This window comes from Streptomyces rubradiris, from assembly GCF_016860525.1.
Lineage (GTDB): Bacteria > Actinomycetota > Actinomycetes > Streptomycetales > Streptomycetaceae > Streptomyces > Streptomyces rubradiris.
Window position 1 is genome coordinate 1 of sequence record NZ_BNEA01000016.1, and the last position, 24,827, is coordinate 24,827.

9 protein-coding genes and 3 pseudogenes are annotated in these 24,827 nt (G+C 72.3%); 2 read left to right on the plus strand and 10 right to left on the minus strand.

Annotation, left to right across the window (positions count from 1 at the left end; translation table 11 throughout):
- Positions 1-44: 44 nt before the first annotated feature.
- The 10 genes and pseudogenes from Srubr_RS39105 to Srubr_RS41750 form a co-directional block, all read right to left on the minus strand.
- Complete coding sequence (locus Srubr_RS39105; RefSeq protein WP_189999875.1) at positions 45-1,139, minus strand: Gfo/Idh/MocA family protein; 1,095 nt, start codon at positions 1,137-1,139, stop codon at positions 45-47.
- Positions 1,136-2,296 carry a DegT/DnrJ/EryC1/StrS family aminotransferase gene (locus Srubr_RS39110; protein WP_189999876.1) on the minus strand — a complete coding sequence of 387 codons (1,161 nt, stop codon included), beginning with the start codon at positions 2,294-2,296 and terminating at the stop codon, positions 1,136-1,138. Before Srubr_RS39110 ends, Srubr_RS39105 begins: the two co-directional genes overlap by 4 nt.
- 162 nt (positions 2,297-2,458) lie before the next feature.
- Entirely contained in the window at positions 2,459-2,788 is a 330-nt protein-coding gene (locus tag Srubr_RS41200) for a TPMT family class I SAM-dependent methyltransferase (protein ID WP_229927022.1), read from the minus strand.
- Entirely contained in the window at positions 2,692-3,081 is a 390-nt protein-coding gene (locus Srubr_RS41205; protein ID WP_229927023.1) for a class I SAM-dependent methyltransferase, read from the minus strand. The genes Srubr_RS41200 and Srubr_RS41205 overlap by 97 nt, the downstream gene beginning before the upstream one ends.
- A 163-nt stretch (positions 3,082-3,244) precedes the next feature.
- A complete protein-coding gene (locus Srubr_RS39120) occupies positions 3,245-4,240 on the minus strand; it encodes a methyltransferase domain-containing protein (RefSeq protein WP_229927024.1) in 996 nt (331 codons plus the stop codon).
- A 372-nt stretch (positions 4,241-4,612) separates the two neighbouring features.
- The gene (locus tag Srubr_RS39125; protein WP_203854929.1) at positions 4,613-6,181 is read right to left on the minus strand and encodes an ANL family adenylate-forming protein; all 1,569 of its coding nucleotides are present in this window, start codon (positions 6,179-6,181) and stop codon (positions 4,613-4,615) included.
- A gap of 163 nt (positions 6,182-6,344) precedes the next feature.
- A complete protein-coding gene (locus Srubr_RS39130; RefSeq protein WP_203855093.1) occupies positions 6,345-6,692 on the minus strand; it encodes a hypothetical protein in 348 nt (115 codons plus the stop codon).
- A gap of 844 nt (positions 6,693-7,536) precedes the next feature.
- Positions 7,537-7,761 (minus strand): annotated as a pseudogene (gene infA, locus Srubr_RS39135) (translation initiation factor IF-1).
- Entirely contained in the window at positions 7,749-8,069 is a 321-nt protein-coding gene (locus Srubr_RS41745; RefSeq protein ID WP_308445539.1) for a GNAT family N-acetyltransferase, read from the minus strand. Before Srubr_RS41745 ends, infA begins: the two are co-directional and overlap by 13 nt.
- A complete protein-coding gene (locus Srubr_RS41750) occupies positions 8,066-8,380 on the minus strand; it encodes a hypothetical protein (protein WP_308445540.1) in 315 nt (104 codons plus the stop codon). The genes Srubr_RS41745 and Srubr_RS41750 overlap by 4 nt, the downstream gene beginning before the upstream one ends.
- 354 nt (positions 8,381-8,734) lie before the next feature.
- Between Srubr_RS41750 and Srubr_RS39145 the strand changes: the two are divergent.
- Together Srubr_RS39145 and Srubr_RS39150 are read left to right on the plus strand one after the other, a co-directional pair.
- Positions 8,735-14,746, plus strand: a pseudogene (locus Srubr_RS39145) (AMP-binding protein); the annotation flags it as partial.
- A gap of 677 nt (positions 14,747-15,423) precedes the next feature.
- Positions 15,424-24,783, plus strand: a pseudogene (locus Srubr_RS39150) (type I polyketide synthase); the annotation flags it as partial.
- Positions 24,784-24,827 lie beyond the last annotated feature (44 nt).

The following is a 24,827-nucleotide window of genomic DNA, read 5'->3' on the forward strand; positions in this document are numbered from 1 at the left end:
GTCGAGGTCGAAGATCACCACACTGCGCACCGGTACGCTCGCCATCAGGTCGCCGCCGCGGTCATGACCGGCCCGGCGGGCAGCAGCGGTGTCGCCGAGGCCGCGTACAGCGCCTCGATCGTGCCGACGATCCGCCGCACGCCCGCGATCGCGGATCCGCACGCCGACGGATCGGCGAGGTGGTCCCTGATGTCGTCGAGCTGACGGGAGTACTCGGCGCCGATCGGCTCGGTCGGGACCGTGATCTCGCTCGTCCGGCCCCGCCGGACGACGCTGAGCCGCGGCCGCGGCTCGCGATTGGGGCTGAAGCCGAAGGTGGACCGGAGCATCGCGGTGTCGTCACTCCCCTCGATCCGGATCTCGGTGACGTCATGGCTCGCCGCGTGCGTGGCCCAGCTGGCGCGAAGGCCCACCGACAGACCGCTGCCGGTGACCAGGAAGCCGCGCACGGTGTCCTCGACGTCCGCGTCGAGTTCCGGCACCGGCTGATCATGCCGCCAGGCCGCCGTCCAGCGCGGGTCGTTGACGTGGTCGTACGAGGTGGACGCGGCGGCCTGAACGAACGCCAACGGCCCGGCGACGGTCTCCAGGACATCGAGCAGATGCCATCCGAGGTCGAACAGCACCCCGCCGCCTGCCTCCGCCCGGCTGGTGAACCAGCCCTGGGACCGGGGCACTCCGCAGGCCCGTTCCCACACCAGGTCGATGTGGCGCAGGTGGCCGAGCTCGCCGGCCAGACCGGCCAGTGCCCGCACGTCCGCGCGGTATCGGCACGCACTTCCGGCCAGCAACGGGACGCCGCCTGCCCGCTCGGCCGCGGCCAGCCTGTCCGCCTCCGCGCTCGAGAGGCAGACCGGCTTCTCCACGAAGGTGGCGAGACCTCGGGTGAGAAGACGTCGCGCGAGCGCCGCGTGCAGGTGGTTGGGCGAGGCGACCAACGCGAGGTCGGCGTCCTCGGCCCGCAGCGCGTCGACGTCGCCGAAGGCCGGACGGCCGGTCGCCGCGGTGAACGCCTCCCGCCTGGCCGGATCCGGATCGACCGCGGCCACTACCTCGTAGTCACCGTTTGCCATCAGACGAGGAAGCCAGATCTCTCGGCCGGACCACCCGAACCCGACCAGTACGGTGCGGATCCTCATCCGGCGGCCACCTGGTCGGCCACGATGGCGGCGGTGTCGGTGAGAGCCTGCTCCGACGCGAGCAGGGTGCGGTGGTGCAGCCAGACGCAGTCCTGGCTGATCGCGTCGGCGTTGGGGCACCGCTTGGCGACCGCGTCGACGGACTCCTCGGGTGCGCCGGTCTCCCAGAACGCCGCGGTGCGGTAGATGGCGCGGAAGCCCGCGAACGCCGGGATCCCCGCGTCGACCAGGCGATCGACGAGGAGGTTGCGACGCTCCTCCGACCAGCCGGGAAGCCGGAACATCGCCATGTAGTGCGGATTCCGGTCGGCCCGCGCATCACCGCCCTGCGGCCGGACGCCGGGGATCTGGGCCAAGAGCTGCGACAGCAACCGCCACCGCTGCTCGCGCAGCTCGATCTGGCCGTCGAGGCGGCCCAGCTGAGCGCGCAGGACGGCGGCCGAGAACTCGTTCATCCGCATGTTGGTGCCGGCCACCTGGTGGTGATAGTTGCGGTCGGTGCGCGGCCGGCCGCAGGAGTGATGCAGGAATGCCTTCTCGTAGTCGTCCGGGTCCAAGAACAGCACCGCGCCGCCCTCGCCCGCGGTCATCAGCTTGCCGTTCTGGAAGCTGAACGCCGCGATCGAGCCCAGCTCGCCCACGCGCTTGCCCCGCCACCGGGCACCGTGCGCGTGGGCCGCGTCCTGAAGGATCCGGACGCCGGCATCGGAGGCGAGCTTGTCCAGTGCGTCCATGTCGGCCATGAGACCCGCCATGTGCACCGGCATGATCACCCGGGTCCGCGGTGTGATCGCCTCGGCGGTGGCGGTCGCGTCGATGTTGTAGGTCTCCGGATCGACGTCCACCGGCACGGCGACGGCCCCGATCCGCTGAGCGGCCTGGGACGAGGAGATGAAGGTGAACGCCGGCACGATCACTTCGGTGCCCGGTCCCGCACCCAGCACCTGCAGGGCGAGCTCCAGCGCGTGCGTGCCGTTGGTGACGGCGAGGGCGTGGTGGGCACCGTGGTATCCGGCGAACTCCCGCTCGAAGCTGTCCACCTCGCTGCCACCCATGCGCCACCACTGGCCCTGGGACAGCGCACGATCAAGAGCTCGGCGTTCGGTGTCATCGAATTGCGGCCAATCCGGAAAGGTCGGCCTCGGTCGCGGACTCATTTCTGCCTGACTCCTTCTGGTTGATTGGCCTCACGGTACGGAGTCCGATGCCTACGCCACGGCTCTTCGACCTGGCAGCCGATTCGGAATTCGCCGTCGCCCTGTTCCATGAATTCGGCGCGACGGGAGGCCTTTCAGGGGGATTCGCTCGGGGAAGGGTGGTCAGGTGCGGGTGATCGCGGCCAGCCAGCCCGGTGCCCCGTCGATGTCTCTGTTGTTCTCCAATGTCGCGGGTTCGATCGAATCGACCCGCCAGCCGTCGGCGAAGGTGGCCCGGATTTCGTCCTGGCTCACCCGCCTGGCGCGGATCCCGCCCTGGCTCTCCCGTCGCGGTCCGCTGCCGGGGTGATGGCGGTCGCTGATGCAGAGCAGGAACAACCGCGCGTCCGGCGGCATCACGGTGGCCAGGCTGCCGGCGTAGCGGACGCGTTCGGTCTCGCTGAACGCGTGGAACAGGGCGCAGTCGAGCACGGTGTCGAACTGCTCGCCCAAGTCGCCGAGTTGAGTGCGTCCCCGACCAGGAAGCGCGCCGGCAGGCCGCGCTCTTCCGCTTTGCGCCGCGCGATCCCGATCGCCGTCGACGCCGAGTCGATGCCGACCGTCGGCAGGCCGAGGGCCGCCGCCATGAGCGCGACCTCGCCGGTGCCGCACCCGACGTCGAGCACCCGGCCGCGGAAGGCGCCCGCCTCGGCGAGGTCGCGCAGGGCCGTCTGGGGGCGGCCGAGGTCCCAGAGCGGTGTTCCGGCGTAGTGCGCGTCGAAGCCCTCCACCTTGCTGCCACCCATGTGTGTCCGGCTCCTTCTGGTCGATTGGCCTCACGGTACGGAGTTCGGCGCCTACGCCACTATCCCTCAACCTGGCAGCAGATTTGTGTTTCGCCGTCGCCCCATTCTGCGAATTCGGCGCACGTGGCAGCCTTTCGGGGGTGTGCGCTCGGGAAAAGGGCGGTCAGGTGCGGGTGATACTGGCCAGCCAGGCCAGCACTCCGTCGACATATTTGTTGTTCTCCAGCATCGCGGGTTCGATCGAATCGACCCGCCAGCCGTCGGCGAAGGTGGCCCGGATTTCGTCCTGGCTCACCCGCCGCGGTCCGATATCGGGTGGATGGCGGTCGCTGAAGCAGAGCAGGAACAACCGCGCGTCCGGCGGCATCACGGTGGCCAGGCTGTCGGCGTAGCGGACTCGTTCGGCGTCGCTGAACACGTGGAACAGGCCGCAGTCGAGCACGGTGTCGAACTGCTCGCCCATGGCGCCGAGTTCGAGTGCGTCCCCGACCAGGAAGCGCGCCTGCAGGCCGCGCTCTTCCGCTTTGCGCCGCGCGATCTCGATCGCCGTCGACGCCGGGTCGATGCCGACCGTCGGCAGGCCGAGGGCCGCCGCCATGAGCGCGACCTCGCCGGTGCCGCACCCGACGTCGAGCACCCGGCCGCGGAAGGCGCCCGCCTCGGCGAGGTCGCGCAGGGCCGGTTGCGGACGGCCGGTTTCCCAGGGCGGCGTACCCGCATACCGCGCGTTGAAATGCTCGGGGGACAGGGCATCGGTGAGCCGGCGCGCCAGTTGCTCGAGTGTCTCGACCAATTCCTTGGCCTGGCCGGGGTCTTGGATCCCGGCGGCCGCGGCGAGCTGCTCGTCGATCCGCGCGGCGGCTCGGCCGGCGCTCCTGTGCCGGGCAGCCGCCCGGACGACCGTTTGTCCGTCCGGGGCGGCCGCGGTGGTGACCGCACCCCGGTCGCGCAGGGTGGCGACGCTCGTCTCCACGTGGCTCGCCGGGAAGCCGGTGCGGTTGGCGATCTCGGTGACCGAGGTGTCCGGGTGTTCGAACACGTCGGTCATGACGTGACGCACGCCGGGAGACAGCTGTCGCACACCGGTGGGGTCCGGGAGGGCGTCCTCGCCGATCCGCAGCAGCTTGCGCGCGAGGTCGTGCAGTTCGAAGCCGTCCATGGCCGGAGAGTCTTCCCGACGCCGGACAGCGCACGCCATCACGCAGGTTGACGGTACTGGGGATCGCTGGTCGGTCGGCTGGGGTGGTCGCTGAACTCGGGCCGGGGGCAGGTCTGTTGTGCCGGGAGCCGGTATCGGGCAGGGCCTGCGGCACCGGCCGCGCAGGTGGGCCGTGGGCGAGTGGCTCCCCGGCCGCCGGGCGGTAAGGCTCCGTCAGCCCGGCAGTCCGTCTCCAGGGCCCGGCCCGCGCGGATGCGGGCCACCAGGGCCCCGGGGCCTGGGGAGGGGCAGAGCGGCGGGCGCGTGGTGAGGCGACCGCATCGCACGTCCGGGAAGAACGCTCCGGACCGGTACGAGGAGATGCTTGCCGCGTCAGGCCTGGGGGGCGGGCCGGGTCAGTGCGGCGCGGGCGTCGGCCCGCAGCCGGACCCGATCGGGTTTGTCCCAGCCGGTCGTCGGCAGTTTCCGGCGAATGTCGATCAGGCGGGGGACGTAGGTGTCGGACAGTGCCTCGGCGACGTGACGGCGCAGTTCCCGGGGATCCGGGTCGGCGCCGGGCTCGGGCACGACGGCGGCGTAGATGTGCTCCACCCGGTCGGCGTCCTCGACCCCGCATACGGCGGCCTGGGACACGCCCGGGGCCTGCCTGAGCACCTTCTCCACCTGCTCGGGGTGGATGCGGATTCCCTTGACCTTCATCATGTTCGCGAGCCGGCCGGTCAGGTGCAGGTAGCCGTCGGTGTCGAGGTGCCCGAGGTCGCCGGTGCGCACCCAGCCGTCGCGGACGAGTGCCGCGGTGAGTGCCGGCTCGTGCCAGTAGCCGGCCGTGGGCCAGCGTGGAACCGCGCAGACCTCGCCGACCTCGCCGACGGGCAGTACCGCGCCGGTGTCGGGGTGCCGGATGCTGAGCGCCTCTGGGTTGACCGGCCGGCCCGCGCTGGAGCAGGCGCGCAGGTCGTCGTGGTCGCCGGGGGGGAGCATGGTGAGCACTCCGGTCTCGGTCGTGCCGTAGACCTGGATCAGTACGGGGCCGAAGATTTCCCGGGCCTTGCGCAGCTTGAGCGGTGCCCCGGGGCTGCCGGTGTAGATCAGCTCGGTCAGGCTGGACAGGTCGGTGGCCGCCCGGTCCGGGTGCTCGGCCAGTGCGTACACCTGCGGGGTGCCGAGGATGAGCCGGCCGATGCGGTGCTGCGCGATCGCGTGGAGCACGGCCGCGGCGTCGAAGCCGGGATGCAGGACGACCATGCCGCCGGTGATGAGCGTGTCGTCCGCGGCGAACCCGCTGGAATGGGTGAGCGGTGCGGTGATCAGGACGTTCGTCCGGCTGCTGCGGTCGATGGCCGATGCGGCCATGTCGTTCTTGACGCCGAAGGGCCAGCAGACACCCTTCGGCAGGCCGCTCGCCCCACTGGTCTGGGTGATCACCGCGAGGTCGCTGTCGGTGATGTCCGGGCACGGGCCTACTCCGTCACCGCAGCCGGCGGTCAAATCCACCGTGTCCGGCTGTCCTGCGCCCAGTACGGCCAGGACCGGCCGACCGGTCGCGTTCACCAGCAGCTCCCGTGCCCGTGCCTCGTTGGCCGGGTCGACCGCCAGCATCCGGGCGCCGACATCCGAGACGATGGCGCGCTGCAAGTCCATGCGCAACTCGTCGTCAGGCACCACCGCATTCATCCCACGCACATGTGCGGCGGTCGCCCCCACCAGGTTGGCCGCCCACCGCAGGATCAGTGTGGCCGCGGTGTTGGGCTCGGTCAGGATGCAGACGACGTCACCGCGGCCGACGCCGTGGCGGCCCATCGCGGCCGCGGCCCGGCGAACGGCGTCGGCCAGCTCCCCGGCGGAGAAGGGGACGTCCCCGCTGACCATGGCAGGGCGATCCGGATCGGCATCGAAATGAGTCAGCAGCTGCTGAACATAATGCACATGCGTGGTACTCATGACCCGGTTTCGCCTTCCTGTCCAAGACAATGCGATGTCCAGTGGTCGAGTGAGACGAACCGCAGGCTAAACCGGCGGGCACCGAGGGCCCCATACCTCACATTGACGGCACGTGGTCGCCGCGAAAGAGCCGGCCCCGGCCTGCCCGGGAAGGCTGAACGGCTCAGGCCGCGGGGCGCAGCCAGCGGTCGACCCGGGTACGCAGGCCGGCCGGGAAGATGTCTTTGCGCAGGAGGCCGTGCACGCCCTTGGGCGGCAGGGGGACATCGACGTGGTGGACCTCGCTCTGGTCCGCGTACTGGGTGATCCGGAAGCTCGCGGCCATGCTGCACAGTGCGTGGGCCTCGGCGCGGGTGACGCCGGACGCCGCGCTGAACCAGCTGATCAGTCCGCGCAGGCAGTCGACCAGTGCGGCCTCCAGGCTGTCAGCCAGTCCGATGCCGATCCAGTGCGTGTCGGTCTCGGCCAGCGGCCGGGTCAGGCCCACGTTCTTGTGGAGGTCGTACCGCATCCGCAAGCGCTCGGCCGTGGACTTCAGGCCGGTCTGGTCGACCAGTCCGTCGCCCTGCAGGGCGTGAATGTCACCGGATGGCCAGACGTCCTGGCCCCCGGCTTGGCCACGGGAAGGAACAGCGAGGAGCCCACGGTGAGTTCGGGAGGGCCAGGTTGCCGCCGTGGTCGCCACCGATCAGCGCGCTTGTCTCTGCTCGTCGCCCGGCGGTTCGACCCGATGATGCCGGCGAACGGGTCGAGCGGCAGCGGAGATGCCGTGAACGTAGTCGGCCCGGGTGCGGGTCCGGTCGAACCGGAAGTCGTGGAAGTACGTGCTCGTCGAAGTCGTACGGCAGCGCGCCGGCCCGGGTGGGGAAGGCGTTGCCGCCCCAGTCGCTCAGGCCGCAGTTCCGTCAGCCGGCACTCGACGACGTCGCCCGGTTCGGCACCGGTCACCTCGACCGGGCCGACGATCTGGAACGGGCAGCCCGGGTACTCCTGGCGCAGCCGCGCACGGTCGGCCGGGGACGAGCCGTACCGCAGCTGGTTCTGCCAGTTTGGTCCAGGTGTCGGGGTAGAGAACCTCGTCGCCGGACTCGATCCTGGCTGCCGACGCAGCGCCGGGATCGAGGACGCCCGGCCGGACCGTGGCCAATGTGGACTGAACCGTATGCATCGTCACGGCCGCAACGCTAGGCAGCCGCAGATGAGCCAGGCAAGGAAGTCCGGGCGTCACCGGGCAAGACTGTCAACGTGACTGGTGAAGGTGCACCGCGGACTTCCGGCCAGGAGGCCATCGAAGCGGTGCGGACCCCCTGAGGGGGGATCAGCACCGCTCCTGCCTTGGCGTGTTCCGCCGGCCGCTACATCCGGTGCCGGAAGGTGATCCGGCCACGGGTCAGGGTCATACGGGCTCAACTCGACCGTCACCGTGTCCTGCGGCAGGATCTTGATGTAGTGCTTGCGGAGCTTCCCGCTGATGTGTGCGAGTACCTTGTGACCGTTCTCGAGTTCACCCAGAACTTGGCGTCTTTCAGGGACTCGACGATGGTACCGACAACCTCGATACCTCGATTTACTTTTGCCACGTCAGCTCCAAGGTGTTGCTCTCACGGCGGGCTCCGACGCTTTCCAACAGGCTGATCGTCGCGGTGTCGGTCTCGTCGACGTCGATCGTCGCGAGACCGAACTCGCGAGTGTGCAGAGCGTCCAGCGCGTGGACCAGCAGCGCCCTGCCGATGCCACGGCGGCGCTGGTCGGCGCGGACCTCGATGGAGCGAATCCGCGCGATCCGCGGCCTCCCGTTGTCCCGCATCGACGGCGAAATCCGGATCACACCGACTTCGACCCCCTCGACTTCGGCGCGGGACTCCTCCGCGCCGCCGGTCAACGTCACCCCCGCCGGGGGCGACACGGCGGGCTGCGCTTCGCCGGCACCAGCAGGTACTGCCGCTCACTTCGGTGAGGGGTGAAGCCGGCCCGCCGCCAGTTCGAGATCGTGTCCGCGTCGTCGGCGTCGACCAGCGTGTAGAGCGGCGCCGGCAGTTCCGCCAGCATGGCGGCGGCCAGCCGGTCGAAGGCTGTGTCGTGCCATGCGTCGATGCTGATGTACAGTCGCCCGTCGGGCCTGCGCCCCGTGTCGCCACTGCCGACAACCAAGTCGCCGTCGCTGGCGTGCCACTGGTCTTCGGCGACCCGCGTGATCACGGGGTCTGGGGTGGGATGCTTAAGGTTGATGGCTGTCGCCTTCCAGGAGTGCCTCTGGTGCGCTCCCGCGACATCTACATCAGTCGCCTGCCGTGACCAATAGGGGGAGCACCCGGGTAATCGAACGAACATTCACGGGTCTCACCTCCTACAGGGTCTGTCACGGCCTGGAGTGAACATTACCAGACGGACGTCGTCACGCCCAACTGCGAGGGCGGAGAACCCTGCAGACAAGCCGCACCCTGCCGCGAAGGCCACGAGGCTGAGGGATGCCCAGCCGGCACGGCCGCTCCTAGCCTCCGCATGTAGGCAGAAGGCTTTTTGGTGCCCGATGAGGTTTCGCTCCACGAGAGGATGCGTGATTCCGTGCGCGCCGAGCTGATCAGAGCGCTCCCCCTGGTGTTGCGGGAGCACGCGGACAACTTCGGTGGGAAGGTCGCCTTCGAGGACGCGGAGCGGGCGGTCACGTACGCCGATCTGGAGGCGCGGACCCGGCGGCTGGCCGGGCATCTGGCGGGACTCGGTGTGCGGCGCGGCGATCGGGTGATGATCTGCCTGCGCAACAGCGTGGAGATGCTGGAGAGTTACCTCGCGATCCTTCGCGCGGACGCGATCGGGGTGCCGGTCAACCCCGCGTCCACCGACTTCGAACTGGACTATCTCCTGGCCGACAGCGAGGCGGCCGTCGTCATCACCGACCCCGTGCACGTGGCCGGCTTCCTGCGCTCGCCGTCCCTGCCCCGCGGCGCCAGGCTGCTGGTGACCGGCGACGCACCCGCGCACGCGTCGGTCCACGCCTACCAGGAACTCGTCAGGACCGAGCCCGCGGAACCCGCACGGGACGATCTCGGCCTGGACGACGTGGCATGGACGTTCTACACCTCGGGGACCACCGGGGAACCGAAGGGAGTGCTGTCCAGCCAGCGCAACTGCTTGTACTCGGTGGCGGCGAGCTATGTGCCGATCCCCGGGCTGTCGGCCGACGATCGCGTGCTGTGGCCGCTGCCGTTGTTCCACAGCCTCTCCCACATCGCGTGCGTGCTGGCGGTGACCGCGGTCGGCGCGACCGCCCGGATCATGGACAGCCCTTCGGGCGACGAGTTCCTGGAGGCCGCCCGGGAAACCCGGGCCACCTTCGTGGCGGGTGTGCCGACCACCTACCACTACCTTCTGGAGGCGCGGCGCCAGCGCCGGATCACCCTGCCGGACCTGCGGATCGGGCTGGTCGGGGGAGCGGTCGCCGGCCCAGGGCTGTGCCGGTCGTTCCGCGAGGAGTTCGGGGTGCCGCTGGTCGATGCGTACGGCAGCACCGAGACGTGCGGGGCGATCACCATGAACCCGCCGGGAGGCGTCCGCGTCGACGGGTCGTGCGGGCTTCCGGTGCCCGGCGTGGATGTCCGCATCGTCGACCCGGAGACCGGCCGCGACGTGCCGGCCGGCGCCGAGGGCGAGGTGTGGGTGCGCGGCCCGAACGTGACGCCCGGCTACCACAACAAACCGGAGGCGACCGCTGCCGCGTTCCAGGACGGCTGGTATCGCACGGGTGACCTCGCCCGCCGGGACGCCGCCGGGTACTTCACCATCAGCGGCCGGATCAACGATCTGATCGTCCGGGGCGGGGAGAACGTCCATCCGGAGGAGATCGAGGCGGTTATCCGCGCCGTTCCGGGGATCGCCGACGTCGGCGTGGCCGGCCGGCCGCACGAGGTGCTGGGCGAGGTGCCCGTCGCCTACGTGGTCGCCGGCCCGTCAGGCGTCGAGGCCGACGCCGTGATCGAACGGTGCCGCCGGGAGCTGTCCACGTTCAAGCTTCCCGAAGAGGTCTATGAGGTGGCCGGCGTTCCGCGGACTGCGTCGGGGAAGATCCAGCGGCGCCTGCTGGCCGATCAGCCCGCCGTACTGCGATGCACGGCAAGCGGGGTGCACGACGGAGTGCTGCGCCTGGAGTGGGTGCCCGCGCCGGCCCGCGGCACCGCCGGCCCCGCGCCGACGACCTGGGCGTTCGTCGGCTCGGCCGCGGCGGGCCTCGCCGCGGCCGCGGGCTCGTCCTCCTGCTACGCCGATCTGGCCACGGCCGGCGCCGCCGAGATGACGGTGCTGCTGGCGCCCGACATGCCGGGCACCTGGGCGGAGCGCCGCGCCGGGATCGAACAGCTGGTCGAGGAGCTGACGGCGTGGGCCGCGCGAGCCGGATCGGGGCAGCTGGTCCTCGTGACCCGGCGGGCAGTGGCGGTCTCGGCGCGGGACGATCCGGCCGATCCGGCTCAGGCCATGCTGGCGGCCGCGGCGGGCCAGGTGCTGGGGAGCCGGGCCATCCTGGTCGACCTGGACGGCGCATCGCCGGTCGACGCCGTGCCGTACGCGACCCTGCGTGACGAGCCGCGCTGGGCTCTGCGGTCCGGCGAGCTCCTGGTGGCCCGGCTGACCCGTCAGGCGGTCCCGGACCGGTCGATACGCGATTCATGGTCCGGCTCCGACGGCGTCGTGGTGCTGACGGGTGCGCACACCGTGCGCGGCGCCGCGGTGGCACGCCACCTGGCCTCCGTCCTCCCGAACGAGCGGCTGCTGCTGATCGCCGGCGAGGACGCCGCCGAGTGGGAGCCGGCGATCGCGGCGGGCCCCGCCGCGGTGATCCTCGCCGACGGCGACCCCGAGCTGGCCGCGAAGCTGAGCACCGCAGCGGACTTTGCCCGGACCTCGTTCATCACGATCGCGGACTCGTACGAGGTCACCGGGGCGGCAGACCCCGGCCGGGCGGTCTCGGCGGCCATGATGGGCGCCGTGGTCCACGACCGCCGACGGCGCGGTCTGGCCGGCTCGGTCCTGACCTGGTGCGAACCGGCCGGGGACACGCCGGGTTCGCCCTGGTTGCGTGACGGGCTGTTCGCGCTCGACACGCTCCTTGCCACATCGGACCCGACGCCGTTGTTCGCCCTGCGTGCGCGCCGGCCGGAGCCGGGGGCCGGCGTGCCCGCCCTGCTGCGTGCCCTCTTCCCAAAGCCGCTCGTCCAGGACGGACTCGAGGACACCTCCTCCGCTCTGCGGGCAGAACTGGCCCGCCTGGACCGGCACGCGCAGCACACGCTGCTCCAGGCCCTGGTCCGGGACGAGTCCGCGGCGTCGCTCAACCAGCCCGACACCGTCGCCGTCCCGGTGGACCGGGCGTTCCGGGACCTCGGGTACAACTCGGTCGCACTCATCGAACTGCGTACCCGGCTGATGGCCAGGACCGGTCTGAAGCTGCCGACCGCAGCGGTGTTCGACCATCCGACGCCGCGTGCGCTGGCCGCGTACCTGCACGCCGAACTGGTCGGTGACACCGCTGCCGACACCGCCGCCGGCAAACCGTCCGACCCCGACGAGCCGGTGGTGATCGTCGGGATGGCCTGCCGCCTGCCGGGCGGGATCACCGGGCCGGACGAGCTGTGGCGTCTGGTCAGCGAGGGCCGGGATGCGTCAGGGCCGTTTCCGGCCGACCGCGGCTGGGACCTGGAGCGGCTGTTCGACGCCGACCCGGGCCGGGCCGGGACCTCGTATGTCGACCGGGGCGGGTTCCTCGACGGCGCGGCCGAGTTCGACGCCGACTTCTTCGGGATCTCCCCGCGCGAGGCACTCGCGATGGACCCGCAGCAGCGGCTGCTGCTGGAGACCGCGTGGGAGGCGCTGGAGCACGCGGGAATCGACGCGTCGTCGTTGCGGGGCACCGACGCCGGGGTCTTCGCCGGCCTGATGGAGCAGGGCTACGGCACCGGCGGTCCGGTGCCCGAGGAGCTCGAGGCCTTCCAGACGACCGGAACCGCGGGCAGCGTCGCGTCGGGCCGGATCTCCTATCTGCTCGGCCTGCGGGGACCGGCGATCACCGTGGACACGGCGTGCTCGTCCTCACTGGTCGCGCTGCATCTGGCCGCCCACGCGCTGCGCCGCGGCGAGTGCTCCCTGGCCTTGGCCGGTGGTGCCACGGTGATGGCCACCCCCCAGTCATTCGTCGAGTTCTCCCGGCAGCGCGCACTGGCCGCTGACGGCCGGTGCAAATCCTATGCCTCGGCCGCCGACGGCACCGCGTGGGCAGAGGGGGCCGGGATGCTGGTCCTGGAACGCCTCGGCGATGCCCGCCGCAACGGGCACCGGATCCTGGCGGTGCTGCGCGGCTCCTCGGTGAACTCCGACGGCGCGTCGAACGGCCTCACCGCACCGAGTGGTGAGGCGCAGCAACGGGTCATCCGGCAGGCACTGACGTCGGCCGGCCTGGGCCCGGCGGACATCGACGCGGTGGAGGGGCACGGGACCGGGACCGTTCTGGGCGACCCGATCGAGGCCGAGGCGTTGCTGGCCACCTACGGCCGGGACCGCGACGCCGGCCAGCCCCTGTGGCTGGGATCGCTCAAATCGAACGTCGGCCACACCCAGGCCGCGGCCGGTGTCGCCGGCGTGATCAAGATGATCCAGGCGCTTCGGCACGGTGTGCTGCCGGCGACACTCAACGTGGACGAGCCCACCTCACGCGTCGACTGGTCGTCGGGCGCGGTCGCGCTGCTGACGGAGAACAGGACCTGGCCGGACCTCGGCCGTCCGCGTCGCGCGGGAATCTCCGGCTTCGGCCTGAGCGGAACGAACGCCCACGTGATCGTGGAGGAAGCACCCCGGCAGCCGGCCGTCCGGCGGCCGGCGCCACCGGCGCCATCGGCGCCCCGGATCGTGCCTCTGGTCCTGTCGGCCCGCGGAACGCGGGCGCTCAACCGGCTGGCGGACCGGCTCGTCCCGCTCATCCAGACCGCCGACGACTCGTCCTGGGCCGACATCGCCGTGGCGCTGGCCACTCGACGAGCAACCATGGACGAGCGCGCGGTCGTACTGGCCGGCTCCCGGGACGAGGCGCTGGCCGGCCTGCGCGCACTGGCCCGCGACGAGGCCAGTCCCCTCGTGGTGCGCGACAGCGCCACCTCTGACGCGTCGTCCGGCGTCGTGCTGATCTTTCCCGGGCAGGGCGCGCAGTGGGCCGGGATGGGCCGTGAGCTGCTCGATACCTCCCCCGCGTTCGCCGGGGTCGTCCAGGAGTGCGCTCGGCTGCTGACCGAATGGGCGGACTGGTCGCTGATCGACGTGCTGCGCGGCGAGGCCGACCAGGAACTGCTGGAACGCGTCGACGTCATCCAGGTGGCGAGCTTCGCGATGATGGCCGGGCTGGCCGCGCTGTGGGCGTCGGCGGGAGTCCGGCCCGACGCGGTCGTGGGCCACTCGCAGGGTGAGATCGCCGCGGCATACGTCGCCGGGGCGCTCTCCCTGCGCGACGCCATGCGGGTCGTCGTGGTCCGCAGCCAGGCGATCGCCGGGACCCTGTCCGGCCGAGGAGGCATGGCGTCGGTGCGCCTCGACGCCTCCGCCGCGGCGGCCTGGCTGGCGGAAAGGGACGGCCGGGTCCAGGTCGCCGCGGTGAACGGTCCGTCCTCGGTGGTGCTCTCCGGTGACCCGGAGGCGCTGGCGGACGCGTTGAGCGAACTGGCCGAGTCCGGTGTCGACGTACGGCGGGTGGCAGTCGACTACGCATCGCACAGCGACCAGGTCGAGGCCGTCCGGGACCACCTGGCGGTGGCTCTGGCCGATCTGTCGCCCGCCGAGCCCACGGTGCCCTTCCACTCGACCGTGACCGAGGGCCGGGCCACCGGAGCGCTGGATGGCGGCTACTGGTACCGCAACCTGCGGCAACAGGTCCGTTTCGGTCCCACGATCGACCGCCTGCTGGAGCAGGGATTCGGCGCGTTCGTCGAGGTCAGCCCCCACCCGGTGCTGGTCCAGCCGGTCGCTGAGGCCGTACACCACGCGCCCGCGGAAGCGGTCGTCGTCGGTTCGTTGCGCCGGGACGACGGCGGGCTCGGCCGTCTGGTGCGATCGATGGCCGAGCTGTTCGTCCACGGCGTCCCGGTGGACTGGCGCGGCCTGCTCGCCGACGACGTCGCCCGGGCCGCGTGGGTCGACCTGCCGACGTACCCGTTCGAGCGCCAGCACTTCTGGCGCCGTCCGGTGCCGAGCGCCGGCGCGTCGGGCATGGGCCTGGACGACGCCGGCCACCCGCTGCTCGGTGCGCTCGTCCGGCTCCCCGAATCCGGTGGCCTGGTCGCGACCGGCCGATGGTCCGCGTCGACGCTCGCGTGGGCGGCCGGCACCGAGGCCACCGACGGGTCCGACGGCGCCCCGGTCCGGGTACCGGAGGCGGTACTGGTGGAGCTGGCACTGTGGGCAGGCGGAGAGGCCGACGCCCCGGTCGTCGAGGAGCTGACCATCGATCCGGCCGTCGTGCTGCCCCGCCACGGCGGCCGCGACATACGGATCGTCGTGGGGCGGCCGGACGCTTCTCGCCGGCGGCCGATCACGGTCTACTCGGGGCCGCCCGGAGCGGCCGTGACGCAGGAATGGACACGTCACGCCACCGGCACGGTGACACCGTCGGCCGGCCCACCCGGCGAGTTCTCCCTCGGCCCCGCGGCCGAGGTCGCGCTCGATGACGCCGAGCAGCCCGACGCGCACCGCTACGGCATTCATCCGGCTCTGCTCGACGCGGCGGTCCGCGCCGTTGTCTCCCCGGATGAGCGGCCGAAGACCTGGCGAGGCGTCCAGCTGCTGGCGTCCGGAGCCACCGGGATTGACGTCCGCTCGGCGTCCGCGCCGACCCGTCCGGCCTGGCACATCGAGTTGACGGATCCGGCCGGGCAGCGGGTGCTGGAGGTGGCTGAACTGGTCACCGAGCAGCGGGAGCAGGCGCAGCCCGCTGCTTCCTGCGCGGGCCTCTTCCGCATCGACTGGGTCGACCACCCGCTACCGCCAAACTCCTCGGCGGCCGGCTCTGCCGCCCGCTACATCACCGACGCCACCGACCTCGTCGGCGCGCCGGCGACTGTGCTGATCCACGAGGTCGACATCTCCGCCGGGGACCCTCGGGCGCGGTCGTCGCGGAACTCGAACTGCTACAGGCGTTCCTCGCCCGGCCGGCCGGGGACGACGACCGACTGGTGATCGTCACGCCGGACGGGGAAGACGTCGTCACCAGCGCCGTGCGGGGCCTGGTGCGGTCGGCCCAGTCGGAGCACCCGGGCCGGTTCGTCCTGGTGGCGGTGGACGACGCGGCCGGTGCGACGAATGCTGTGATCGCGGCGGCCCTGAGCGGCGAACCGCAGCTCCGGCTCCGGGACGGCCGGGCACAGGTGCCACGGCTCGACCGGCTGCACCCGGCCGCTTCGTCATCGCAGGCCCGACCGCTCGATCCCGACGGCACCGTGCTGATCACCGGTGGTACGGGAACGCTCGCGGCGGTGACCGCGCGGCACCTCGTCACCGAGCACGGTGTCCGCCATCTGATCCTGGCCGGCCGCCGCGGCCCCGAGGCCGACGGCGCCGCGGCGCTGCACGACGAACTGGTCGGGCTCGGCGCGACCGTTCGGCTCGTGGCCGCCGATGTGGCGGACCGCGAGCAGGTGGTGGCGCTGCTGGCCATGGTCGAAGAGAACCACCCGCTGACCGCGGTCGTGCACACCGCCGGGGTACTGGACGACGCGGTCATCACCGAGCTCGACCCGCACCGCGTCGACGCCGTGTTCGGGGCGAAGGTGGATGCGGCCCGCCACCTGGACGACCTCACCCGTGACCTCGGTCTCGCCGCCTTCGTTCTCTACTCCTCGGCCGCGGGCGTGCTCGGCAACCCGGGGCAGGGAAACTACACCGCGGCCAACGCGGCACTGGACGCCGTGGCGCGGGAACGGCGGCACGCCGGCCTGGCGGCGGTCTCGATCGCCTGGGGTTACTGGGACCGGGCCAGTGGCCTGACCCGCCACCTCGGCCACGCCGACCACCGGCGGAACCGGGACATCGGCATGGTCGCCCTGTCGGACGGCGACGGGATGGCGTTGCTCGACCAGTGCCTGCGCGCCGGTGACGGCCCGGACGCGGCGCTCGTCGCCGCCGGGTTCGACCTGGCCGCGCTCCGGGCGGCCGATCAGTCGCGGGTGCCGCCCGTCCTGCGGAGCCTGGTCCGGGGCAAACGGCCGATCGGCCGGGCGACCACGAACGCACGGCCGGCTCCGGCGGCGCCGGCCTCCCCCTCCGGCCGGATCAGCGCGCTGCCCCCGGCCGAGCAGTTCGACGCCCTGGTCGACCTGATCCGCCGGCAGTGCTCCCTCGTCCTTGGCCACGCGAGCACCGACGCGATCCGGCTCGACCGGACGTTCAAGGACTCGGGCTTCGACTCGCTCACCGCGCTCGAACTGCGCAACCGGCTCGCCACCGCGACCGGGCTGTCCCTGCCCCCCTCGATGATCTTCGACTTTCCGCGACCGAGGTCGCTGGCGGCCCACCTGCAGGCCAAGCTCCTCGACGACGCGCAGGCCCAGCCGGCCACCGCGCAGCCGAGGGCGACGGCCGCGGAGCCGAGGGCGACGGCCGGGGAACCGATCGCCATCGTCGCGATGGCCTGCCGGTTCCCCGGTGGCGTACACAGCCCCGAAGACCTGTGGCGGATCCTGTCCGCGGAGACCGACACGGTCACCGAGTTCCCCACCGACCGCGGCTGGGACACCGACCGGCTGTTCGATCCCGACCCGGACCACCCCGGCACCACCTACGTCCGCCACGGCGCCTTCCTCGACGACCCGGGCGCCTTCGACGCCGGCTTCTTCGGTATCTCCCCGCAAGAGGCGTTGGCGATGGACCCGCAGCAGCGACTGGTCATGGAGACCTCGTGGGAGCTGCTCGAACGCGCAGGCATCGACCCGCACAGCCTGCACGCCCAGGATGTGGGCGTCTTCGTCGGGGTGAACAGCCATGACTGGACCGTACGCACGCACCACGCGTCCGGCGTCGAGGGTTTCCGCCTGACCGGCAGCTCGGGCAGCGTCCTGTCCGGAAGGGTGGCCTACCACCTGGGCCTGGAGGGCCCGGCGATCACCGTGGACACCGCCTGCTCGTCCTCACTGGTAGCCCTGCACCTGGCCGTGCAGGCCATCCGCAACGGCGAGTGCTCGATGGCGCTGGCGGGCGGCGTGATGGTGATGGGCACGGTGGAGACCTTCATCGAGTTCTCCCGGCAGCGGGGGCTCGCCCCCGACGGCCGCTGCAAGGCGTTCGCCGACACGGCCGACGGCACCGGCTGGTCGGAGGGGGTCGGACTCCTTCTGGTCGAGCCGCTGTCCCGGGCCCGTGAGCAGGGCCACCGGGTGCTGGCCCTGGTCCGCGGAACGGCGGTGAACTCCGACGGCGCCTCCAACGGCCTCACCGCGCCGAACGGCCCGTCGCAGCAGCGCGTGATCCGCAAGGCGCTCGCCGCGGCCGGACTGCGGGGCGATGAGGTCGACTCCGTCGAGGGCCACGGCACCGGGACCACGCTCGGCGACCCGATCGAGGCGCAGGCGCTGCTGGAGACCTACGGCCGGGACCGGCCGGCCGACCGACCGCTCTGGCTCGGGTCGGTGAAGTCGAACATCGGCCACACCCAGGCCGCGGCCGGCGTCGCGGGCGTGATCAAGATGGTCATGGCGATGCGGCACGGCGTCCTGCCGAGGACGCTGCACGTCGACCGGCCGTCGACCCACGTGGACTGGTCGGCGGGCGCGGTCCGGCTGCTCACCGAACGCCGCGACTGGCCTCGTGCCGGACAGCCGCGCCGGGCTGGTGTGTCGTCGTTCGGTATCGGCGGGACCAATGCTCACGTCATCCTGGAAGAGGCCGGTGAGGAGAGCGCCGAGCATGACGCCGACGAGATGATGACCGGGGATCCCGCCCTGGACCGGCCCTCGGACGAGGGCTGCGTGCCGGTTCCGGTCTCCGGTCGCACCCCCGCCGCGCTGCGGGCCCAGGCCGGCCGGCTGGCGGACTTCGTGGCATCGCGGCCGGAGCTGGAGCCTGCCGACATCGCCCTCGCGCTGGCCACCGGCCGGGCGCAGCTCGACCGGCGGGCGGTCCTGGTGGTGCGGCATCGTGACGAGTTGGTCGGCGATCTGCGCGGTCTGGCCAAGGGTGCCGCTCCGGCCATCGGCGGCGCCCCGGTCGACGGCAAGCTGGCCTTCCTGTTCACCGGACAGGGCAGCCAGTGGCCCGGCATGGGCCGGGAACTCGCGGCCAGGTTCCCGGTCTTCGCCGAGGCGTTCACCGACGCCTGCCGCGCCGTCGAGACCCACTGGGCCGGTCATGCCACGGCGCCGCTGTCCGACGTCGTCTTCGCCGCCCCGGGCGCGCAGGACGGCCGGCTGATCGATCAGACGATCTACACCCAGGCCGGCCTGTTCGCTCTGGAAACCGCCCTGTATCGGCTCTACGAGTCATGGGGACTGCGCCCGGACCTGGTCGTCGGCCACTCCATCGGAGAGATCACCGCCGCGCACGTCAGCGGGGTGCTCGACCTGGCCGACGCGGGAAAGCTGGTCGCCACGCGGGCCCGGCTGATGCAGGCGCTACCGGCCGGCGGAGCCATGGTCGCTGTCCAGGCGAGCGAGGCCGAAGTGGCACCGGAACTGGTGGAGGCACCCGACGTCGTCCACGTCGCGGCGGTCAACAGCGCCCGGTCGCTGGTGCTGTCCGGTGCCGAGGCAGCCGTGCTGTGGGTGGCGGGCGAGCTCGCCCGCTTCGGCCACAAGACCCGCCGGCTGCCGGTGAGTCATGCCTTCCACTCACCGTTGATGCGACCGATGCTCGCCGAGTTCCGGGAGGTCGCCGAGTCGCTGACCTACCGGCCGGGCCGGGTGCCCGTCGTGTCCACGGTCACCGGCCGGCCGGACACCGGACAGCGATTGGCCACCGCCGACTACTGGGTCGAGCAGGTGCAGGCCACGGTCCGGTTCGGGGATGCGGTCAGATCGCTGCGCGATCAGGGCGTGACGACCTTCCTGGAGCTCGGGCCGGGGGGTGCGCTCACCACGATGGCGTCGGAGAGCCTGGAGTTGTCGGCGGCGTCCTGCATCGCGACGCTGCGCGCGGACGGCGCAGAAGTCGCCGACGTGATGGCGGCCCTGGGCGAACTGCACGTCCGCGGCGTGGCCCTGGACTGGCCCGCGGTCGTCGGCCGGCCGGCCGGATCCGCCTCGGCCCTGGCCACCGAACTGCCCACCTACGCGTTCCAGAGCCGGCGGTACTGGCTCGACCAGGCGGCGCTCGGGGACGCGGTCCCCGCGGCCGAGGCCGGGCCGGCCGACGGCCGGGAGGACGTTCAGGAGAGCGTCGCCGCCCGGTTGGCGAACCGGTCCCGGAACGAACGCCGGCGGGCCGCGCTCGAGGTGGTCCGGGAGTCGGTGGCGGTCGTGCTGGGCTATCAGCCGGCCGATCTCGACGCGATGGACGACGACCAGTCGTTCAGGAGCCTGGGCTTCGATTCGCTGGGCGGAGTACGGCTGCGTAACCGGCTGCGTGACCTCACGGGCGTCGACCTGCCCGTGACGGCGGTCTTCGACCACCCGACGCCGAAGGTCCTCGCGGCGCACGTGGCCGACGAGGTGGCGGGCGAGGTGGCCGAGGTGACCGATCGGGCTCCGGTGTCCCCGGCCGACCCCGACGAGCCCATCGCGATCATCGGCATGGGCGTGCGGCTGCCCGGCGGCGTGGAGAGCCCGGACGACCTGTGGCGCCTGGTCATCGAGCGACGCGACGCGATCTCCGGCTTCCCCACCGACCGGGGCTGGGACACCGACGGGCTCTACCACCCGGATCCCGCGCACCCCGGGACCACCTACACCCGATCGGGCGGCTTCCTCTACGACGCCGCCCAGTTCGACCCTGGGCTGTTCGGGATCTCCCCGCGCGAGGCACTGGCCATGGACCCGCAGCAACGGCTGCTCCTGGAGGCGTCCTGGGAGGCCATGGAGCGGGCCGGCATCGACCCGCTGTCCGCCCGGGGCGAAGAGATCGGTGTGTTCACCGGGATCGTGCACCACGACTACGCGACCAGGCTGAACCGGATTCCCGAGGAGGTCCGTGGATACGTCATGACCGGCACGTCGCCGAGCGTCGCCTCGGGCCGGATCGCGTACGTCTTCGGCTTCGAGGGGCCGGCGGTGACCCTGGACACCGCGTGCTCGTCCTCGCTGGTCGCCATCCACCAGGCCGCGCAGGCCCTCCGGCACGGCGAGTGCACGATGGCGCTGGCGGGCGGGGCCACGGTGATGGCCAGCCCGGAGGCGTTCGTCGAGTTCTCCAGCCAGCGCGGGCTCTCCGCCGACGGCCGGTGCAAGACGTTCTCGTCCACCGCGGACGGCACCGGCTGGTCCGAGGGCGCCGGCGTCGTGCTTCTGGAGCGGCTCTCGGTGGCCCGGCAGCGCGGTCACCGTGTGCTGGCCACGATTCGCGGGTCGGCGGTCAACTCCGACGGTGTGTCCAACGGGCTGACCGCGCCGAACGGGGCGGCCCAGCAAAGGGTGATCCGGCGGGCACTCGCCTCGGCCGGCATAGGTCCCGCCGACGTCGACGCGGTGGAGGCCCACGGGACCGGCACGGTGCTCGGCGACCCGATCGAGGCGGGGGCACTGCTTGCCACGTACGGGGAGGCCCGGGATGCAGGGCAGCCGCTGTGGCTCGGGTCCTTGAAATCCAACATCGGGCACACCCAGGCGGCCGCCGGTGTGGCCGGCGTGATCAAGATGGTCGAGGCGCTGCGGCACCGTGTGCTGCCGCCGACCATCCATGTCGAGGAACCGACCGGACAGGTGGACTGGTCGGCAGGCACCCTCGCCCTGCTGACCGAGCCGCGGGAGTGGCCGCGGACCGGCCGGCCCCGGCGGGCCGGCGTCTCCGCGTTCGGTGCCAGCGGAACCAACGCGCACCTGATCCTCGAGCAGGCCCCGGCCGAGGAGGCCGCGACCGCCCCCTCCGAGGACCCGGAGCCGTTGAAGGCGCTCGCGACGAACATCGTGCCGCTGGTGGTGTCCGCCAAGAGCGCCCGGTCACTCGGCGCGCAGGCCACCCGGCTGCGAATGTTTCTGGACAGCCCCGCTCAGAGCGGCGAACCGACGCTGCCGGCGGTGGCGGACGCGCTGGTGCGTGGCCGGGCGACGCTGCCGGAGCGAGCGGTCGTGCTGGCCGGCTCGCGGGACGAGGCGCTGACCGGCCTCGCCGCGCTCGCCCGCGGCGAGGTGACGCCCAACCTGACCACGGGCAGCGTGACCGGCTCCGGAGCACCCGGCCGACTGGTTCTCGTCTTCCCGGGCCAGGGAGCGCAATGGGCGGGCATGGGGCGCACGCTGCTGGAGGGTTCCGCGGTCTTCCGGGCACGGATCGACGAGTGCGCGCGGGCACTGCGACCCTGGGTGGACTGGTCGCTGACCGATGTCCTGCGCGGCGAGGCGGACGAACAGACCCTCGGCCGCGTGGACGTCGTCCAGCCGGCGAGTTTCGCGATGATGGTCGGCCTGGCCGCGCTCTGGGAGTCGCTGGGCGTGCGGCCCGACGCGGTGGTGGGCCATTCCCAGGGGGAGATCGCGGCGGCGTGCGTCGCCGGTGTCCTGTCGCTGGCCGACGCCGCCCGCATCGTCGCGGTGCGCAGCCAGGCGATCGCGACCACACTGTCCGGCCGGGGCGGCATGGCGTCGGTGATGCTCGGCGCGGACGAGGCCAACGACCGGCTGGCGGCCTGGGCCGGCCGGCTCGAGGTGGCCGTGGTGAACAGCCCGTCCTCGGTGGTCGTCGCCGGTGACGAGGAGTCGTTGGCGGAGGCACTGGAGTCCTTGACCCGGGACGGCGTACGGACCCGCCCGGTGCCGGTGGACTACGCCTCGCACACCCACCACGTCGAACGCATCAGGGACGTCCTGGCGACGGCGCTGAGCGGGATCGACACCCGGCCTCCGCGCATACCGTTCTACTCGACGGTGACCGGTGGCTGGGTCGATGACGGCCATTGCCTCGACGCGGACTACTGGTACCAGAACCTGCGGCGGCCAGTCGGCTTCGGCCCGGCCGTGGCGAGTCTGCTGACCGAGGGCTTCGGAGTGTTCCTGGAAGTCAGCGGGCATCCGGTCCTGGTGCAGCCGATGACCGACGTCATCGACGACCCGGACGGCCCGCTGCGCGGCGCCGGGCGACCGATCGTCTCCGGCACGCTGCGCCGGGGCGCCGACGGTCCGGCATCCTTCCTCGCCGCGGCCGCGCGGCTCTTCGCCGGCGGTGTGCCGCTCGACTGGAGCGCGACACTGCCGGCGCAACCGTCCCGGCACACGGTCGAGTTGCCCACCTACGCCTTCGACCGCCAGCACTTCTGGCTGGCCGAAGCCGCCGCGGACAACGACCAACCGGCCGGCCGGGCGACGGATGCCGGCTTCTGGAACGCCATCGACGACGCCGATCCGGCGGCTCTGGCCACCATGCTCAAACTGTCCGCCCACCAGAGCCAGGCCCTGGACGCGGTACTGCCGGCCCTCGCCGACTGGCGCAAGGCACGCGAGAACTGGTCGGTCTCGGAGCGACTCCGGTACGCGATCGGCTGGGCCTCGCCCCCGCGCGAGGCCCTGGGCGTGCCCGCCGGCCGCTGGCTCGTCATCACGCCGGAGACCGCGGACGTCTTGCGCGACGGTCTGCTCGACCAGCTGCGGGCCAACGGCCTCGACGTCGTGCCCTGCGCGGTGGAAACCGGCCTGTCCAGGGACGAACTCGCCCGCAGGCTGGGCGGTTTCCTCACCGACGACGGGATCGCCGGCATCCTGTCCCTGCTCGCGCTCCCGGACCGGATGGAGAGCCACCGGCCGGATGCCGCGGCGCTCACCACCTCCACCCTGACCCTGATCCAGGCGCTCGCCGCGGCCGGTGCCACCGCGCCCCTGTGGTGCCTGACCCAGGGCGCGGTCAGCGTCGGTGTCCGCGACGCCGTCGCCGGGCCGGCCCACGTGGCCCAGGCGGCGGTGTGGGGACTCGGCCGGGCGGCCGCGCTCGAACGCCTGAACCAGTGGGGCGGTTTGATCGATCTGCCCGCCGAACCGGACGGCCGTGCCGTCCGGCACCTGCTCGGCGTGCTGACCGGCGTGTCCGGTGAGGACCAGGTGGCGATCCGACGGACCGGCGTCCATGTCCGGCGCCTGCGGCGTGCCCCCCATCCGGCCGGGACCGGGGGCGAACGGCAGTGGCGGCCGCACGGGACGGTCCTGGTCACCGGCGGTGCGGAGGGCCTCGGACGCTACGCCTCGCTGTGGCTGGCGCGGGCAGGCGCCGAGCGATTGGTGGTCACGACCAGCGGGCGCGAGCCCGGCGAGCGGGTCGAGTCACTGCGCGACGAGGTGGCGAAGCTGGACAAGGGCACCGTCGTCGAGTCGTGCGCGGACGCCGACCGGGACGCGCTCGCCGGCCTGGTCCACGCTCCGGGCCGCCCGTTGACCGCGGTCGTCCACGCCGCCGACCTGTCCCTGACCAGCTTGATCGACGAGACCGGTGACGCGGAGGTCACGGAGGTCTTCCGGGCCAAGGTGAACACCGCGGTCTGGCTCAGCGAGCTGACGGCGGACCTTCCGCTCGACGCGTTCATCGTCTTCTCCTCGATCGCCGGCATCTGGGGCGGTGGCGGTCAAGCCGCCTACGGCGCGGCGAACGCGGTCCTCGACGCGCTGGTGCGGCGTCTGCGGGCGGACGGCGTCCCGGCGCAGGCGATCGCCTGGGGTGCGCTGACCGCGGGCGGCGCGGGAATGGACGAGGAGACGCTGGCCCAGCTCCGGCGGCGCGGCGTCATCCCGATGACACCCGACACGGCGACAGCCGCGCTGGACCAGGCGGTCCAGGCCGCCACGGAATCGGTGGTCATCGCCGACATGGACTGGAGCGCCTTCATCGTGCCGTTCACGTCGGCCCGCACCAGCCCGCTCTTCGACGACCTGCCGGAGGCCGCGGCGGCGATCGAGGCGGCACAGCCCTCCGACGACTTTGCCGAGAGCGCGTCGTCGCTGATGACGTCGCTGCGCGCGGTCGGGGAGGCCGAACAGGACCGGATCCTGCTCCGGCTGGTGCGCAGCCAGGCGTCCATGGTCCTCGGTCACGGTGGTGCCGACGGGATCGGCGCGGCCCAGGCGTTCCAGGAGGCCGGTTTCGACTCGCTGGCGGCCGTCAACTTCCGCAACAGCCTGATCACCGCCACCGGGCTGAGGCTGCCGGCCACACTGATCTTCGACTGTCCGACCCCGCAGGCGGTGGTCGCATACCTGCGCTCGGAACTGCTCGAGGCCGAGGACGACGCGGATGTCCGCGAGGAGGACGTACGGCGGATCCTGGCCTCGGTGCCCTACCAGCGCCTCAAGGAGGCCGGTGTCCTGGAGACGCTGCTCGGCCTGGCCGACGCCGAGGCGGGCGGGGCCAGGGCATCGGACGAGGGCCCCGGGCCGGAGGCGGCCGCCGACGAGCTCATCGACATCATGGACGTCGACAGTCTGATCAAGCGGGCGCTCGGCTCCGGCAGCTGATCGCCGGAGCCGAGCTGGACGGTGGCGCCGGGGCCGGCCGGAAA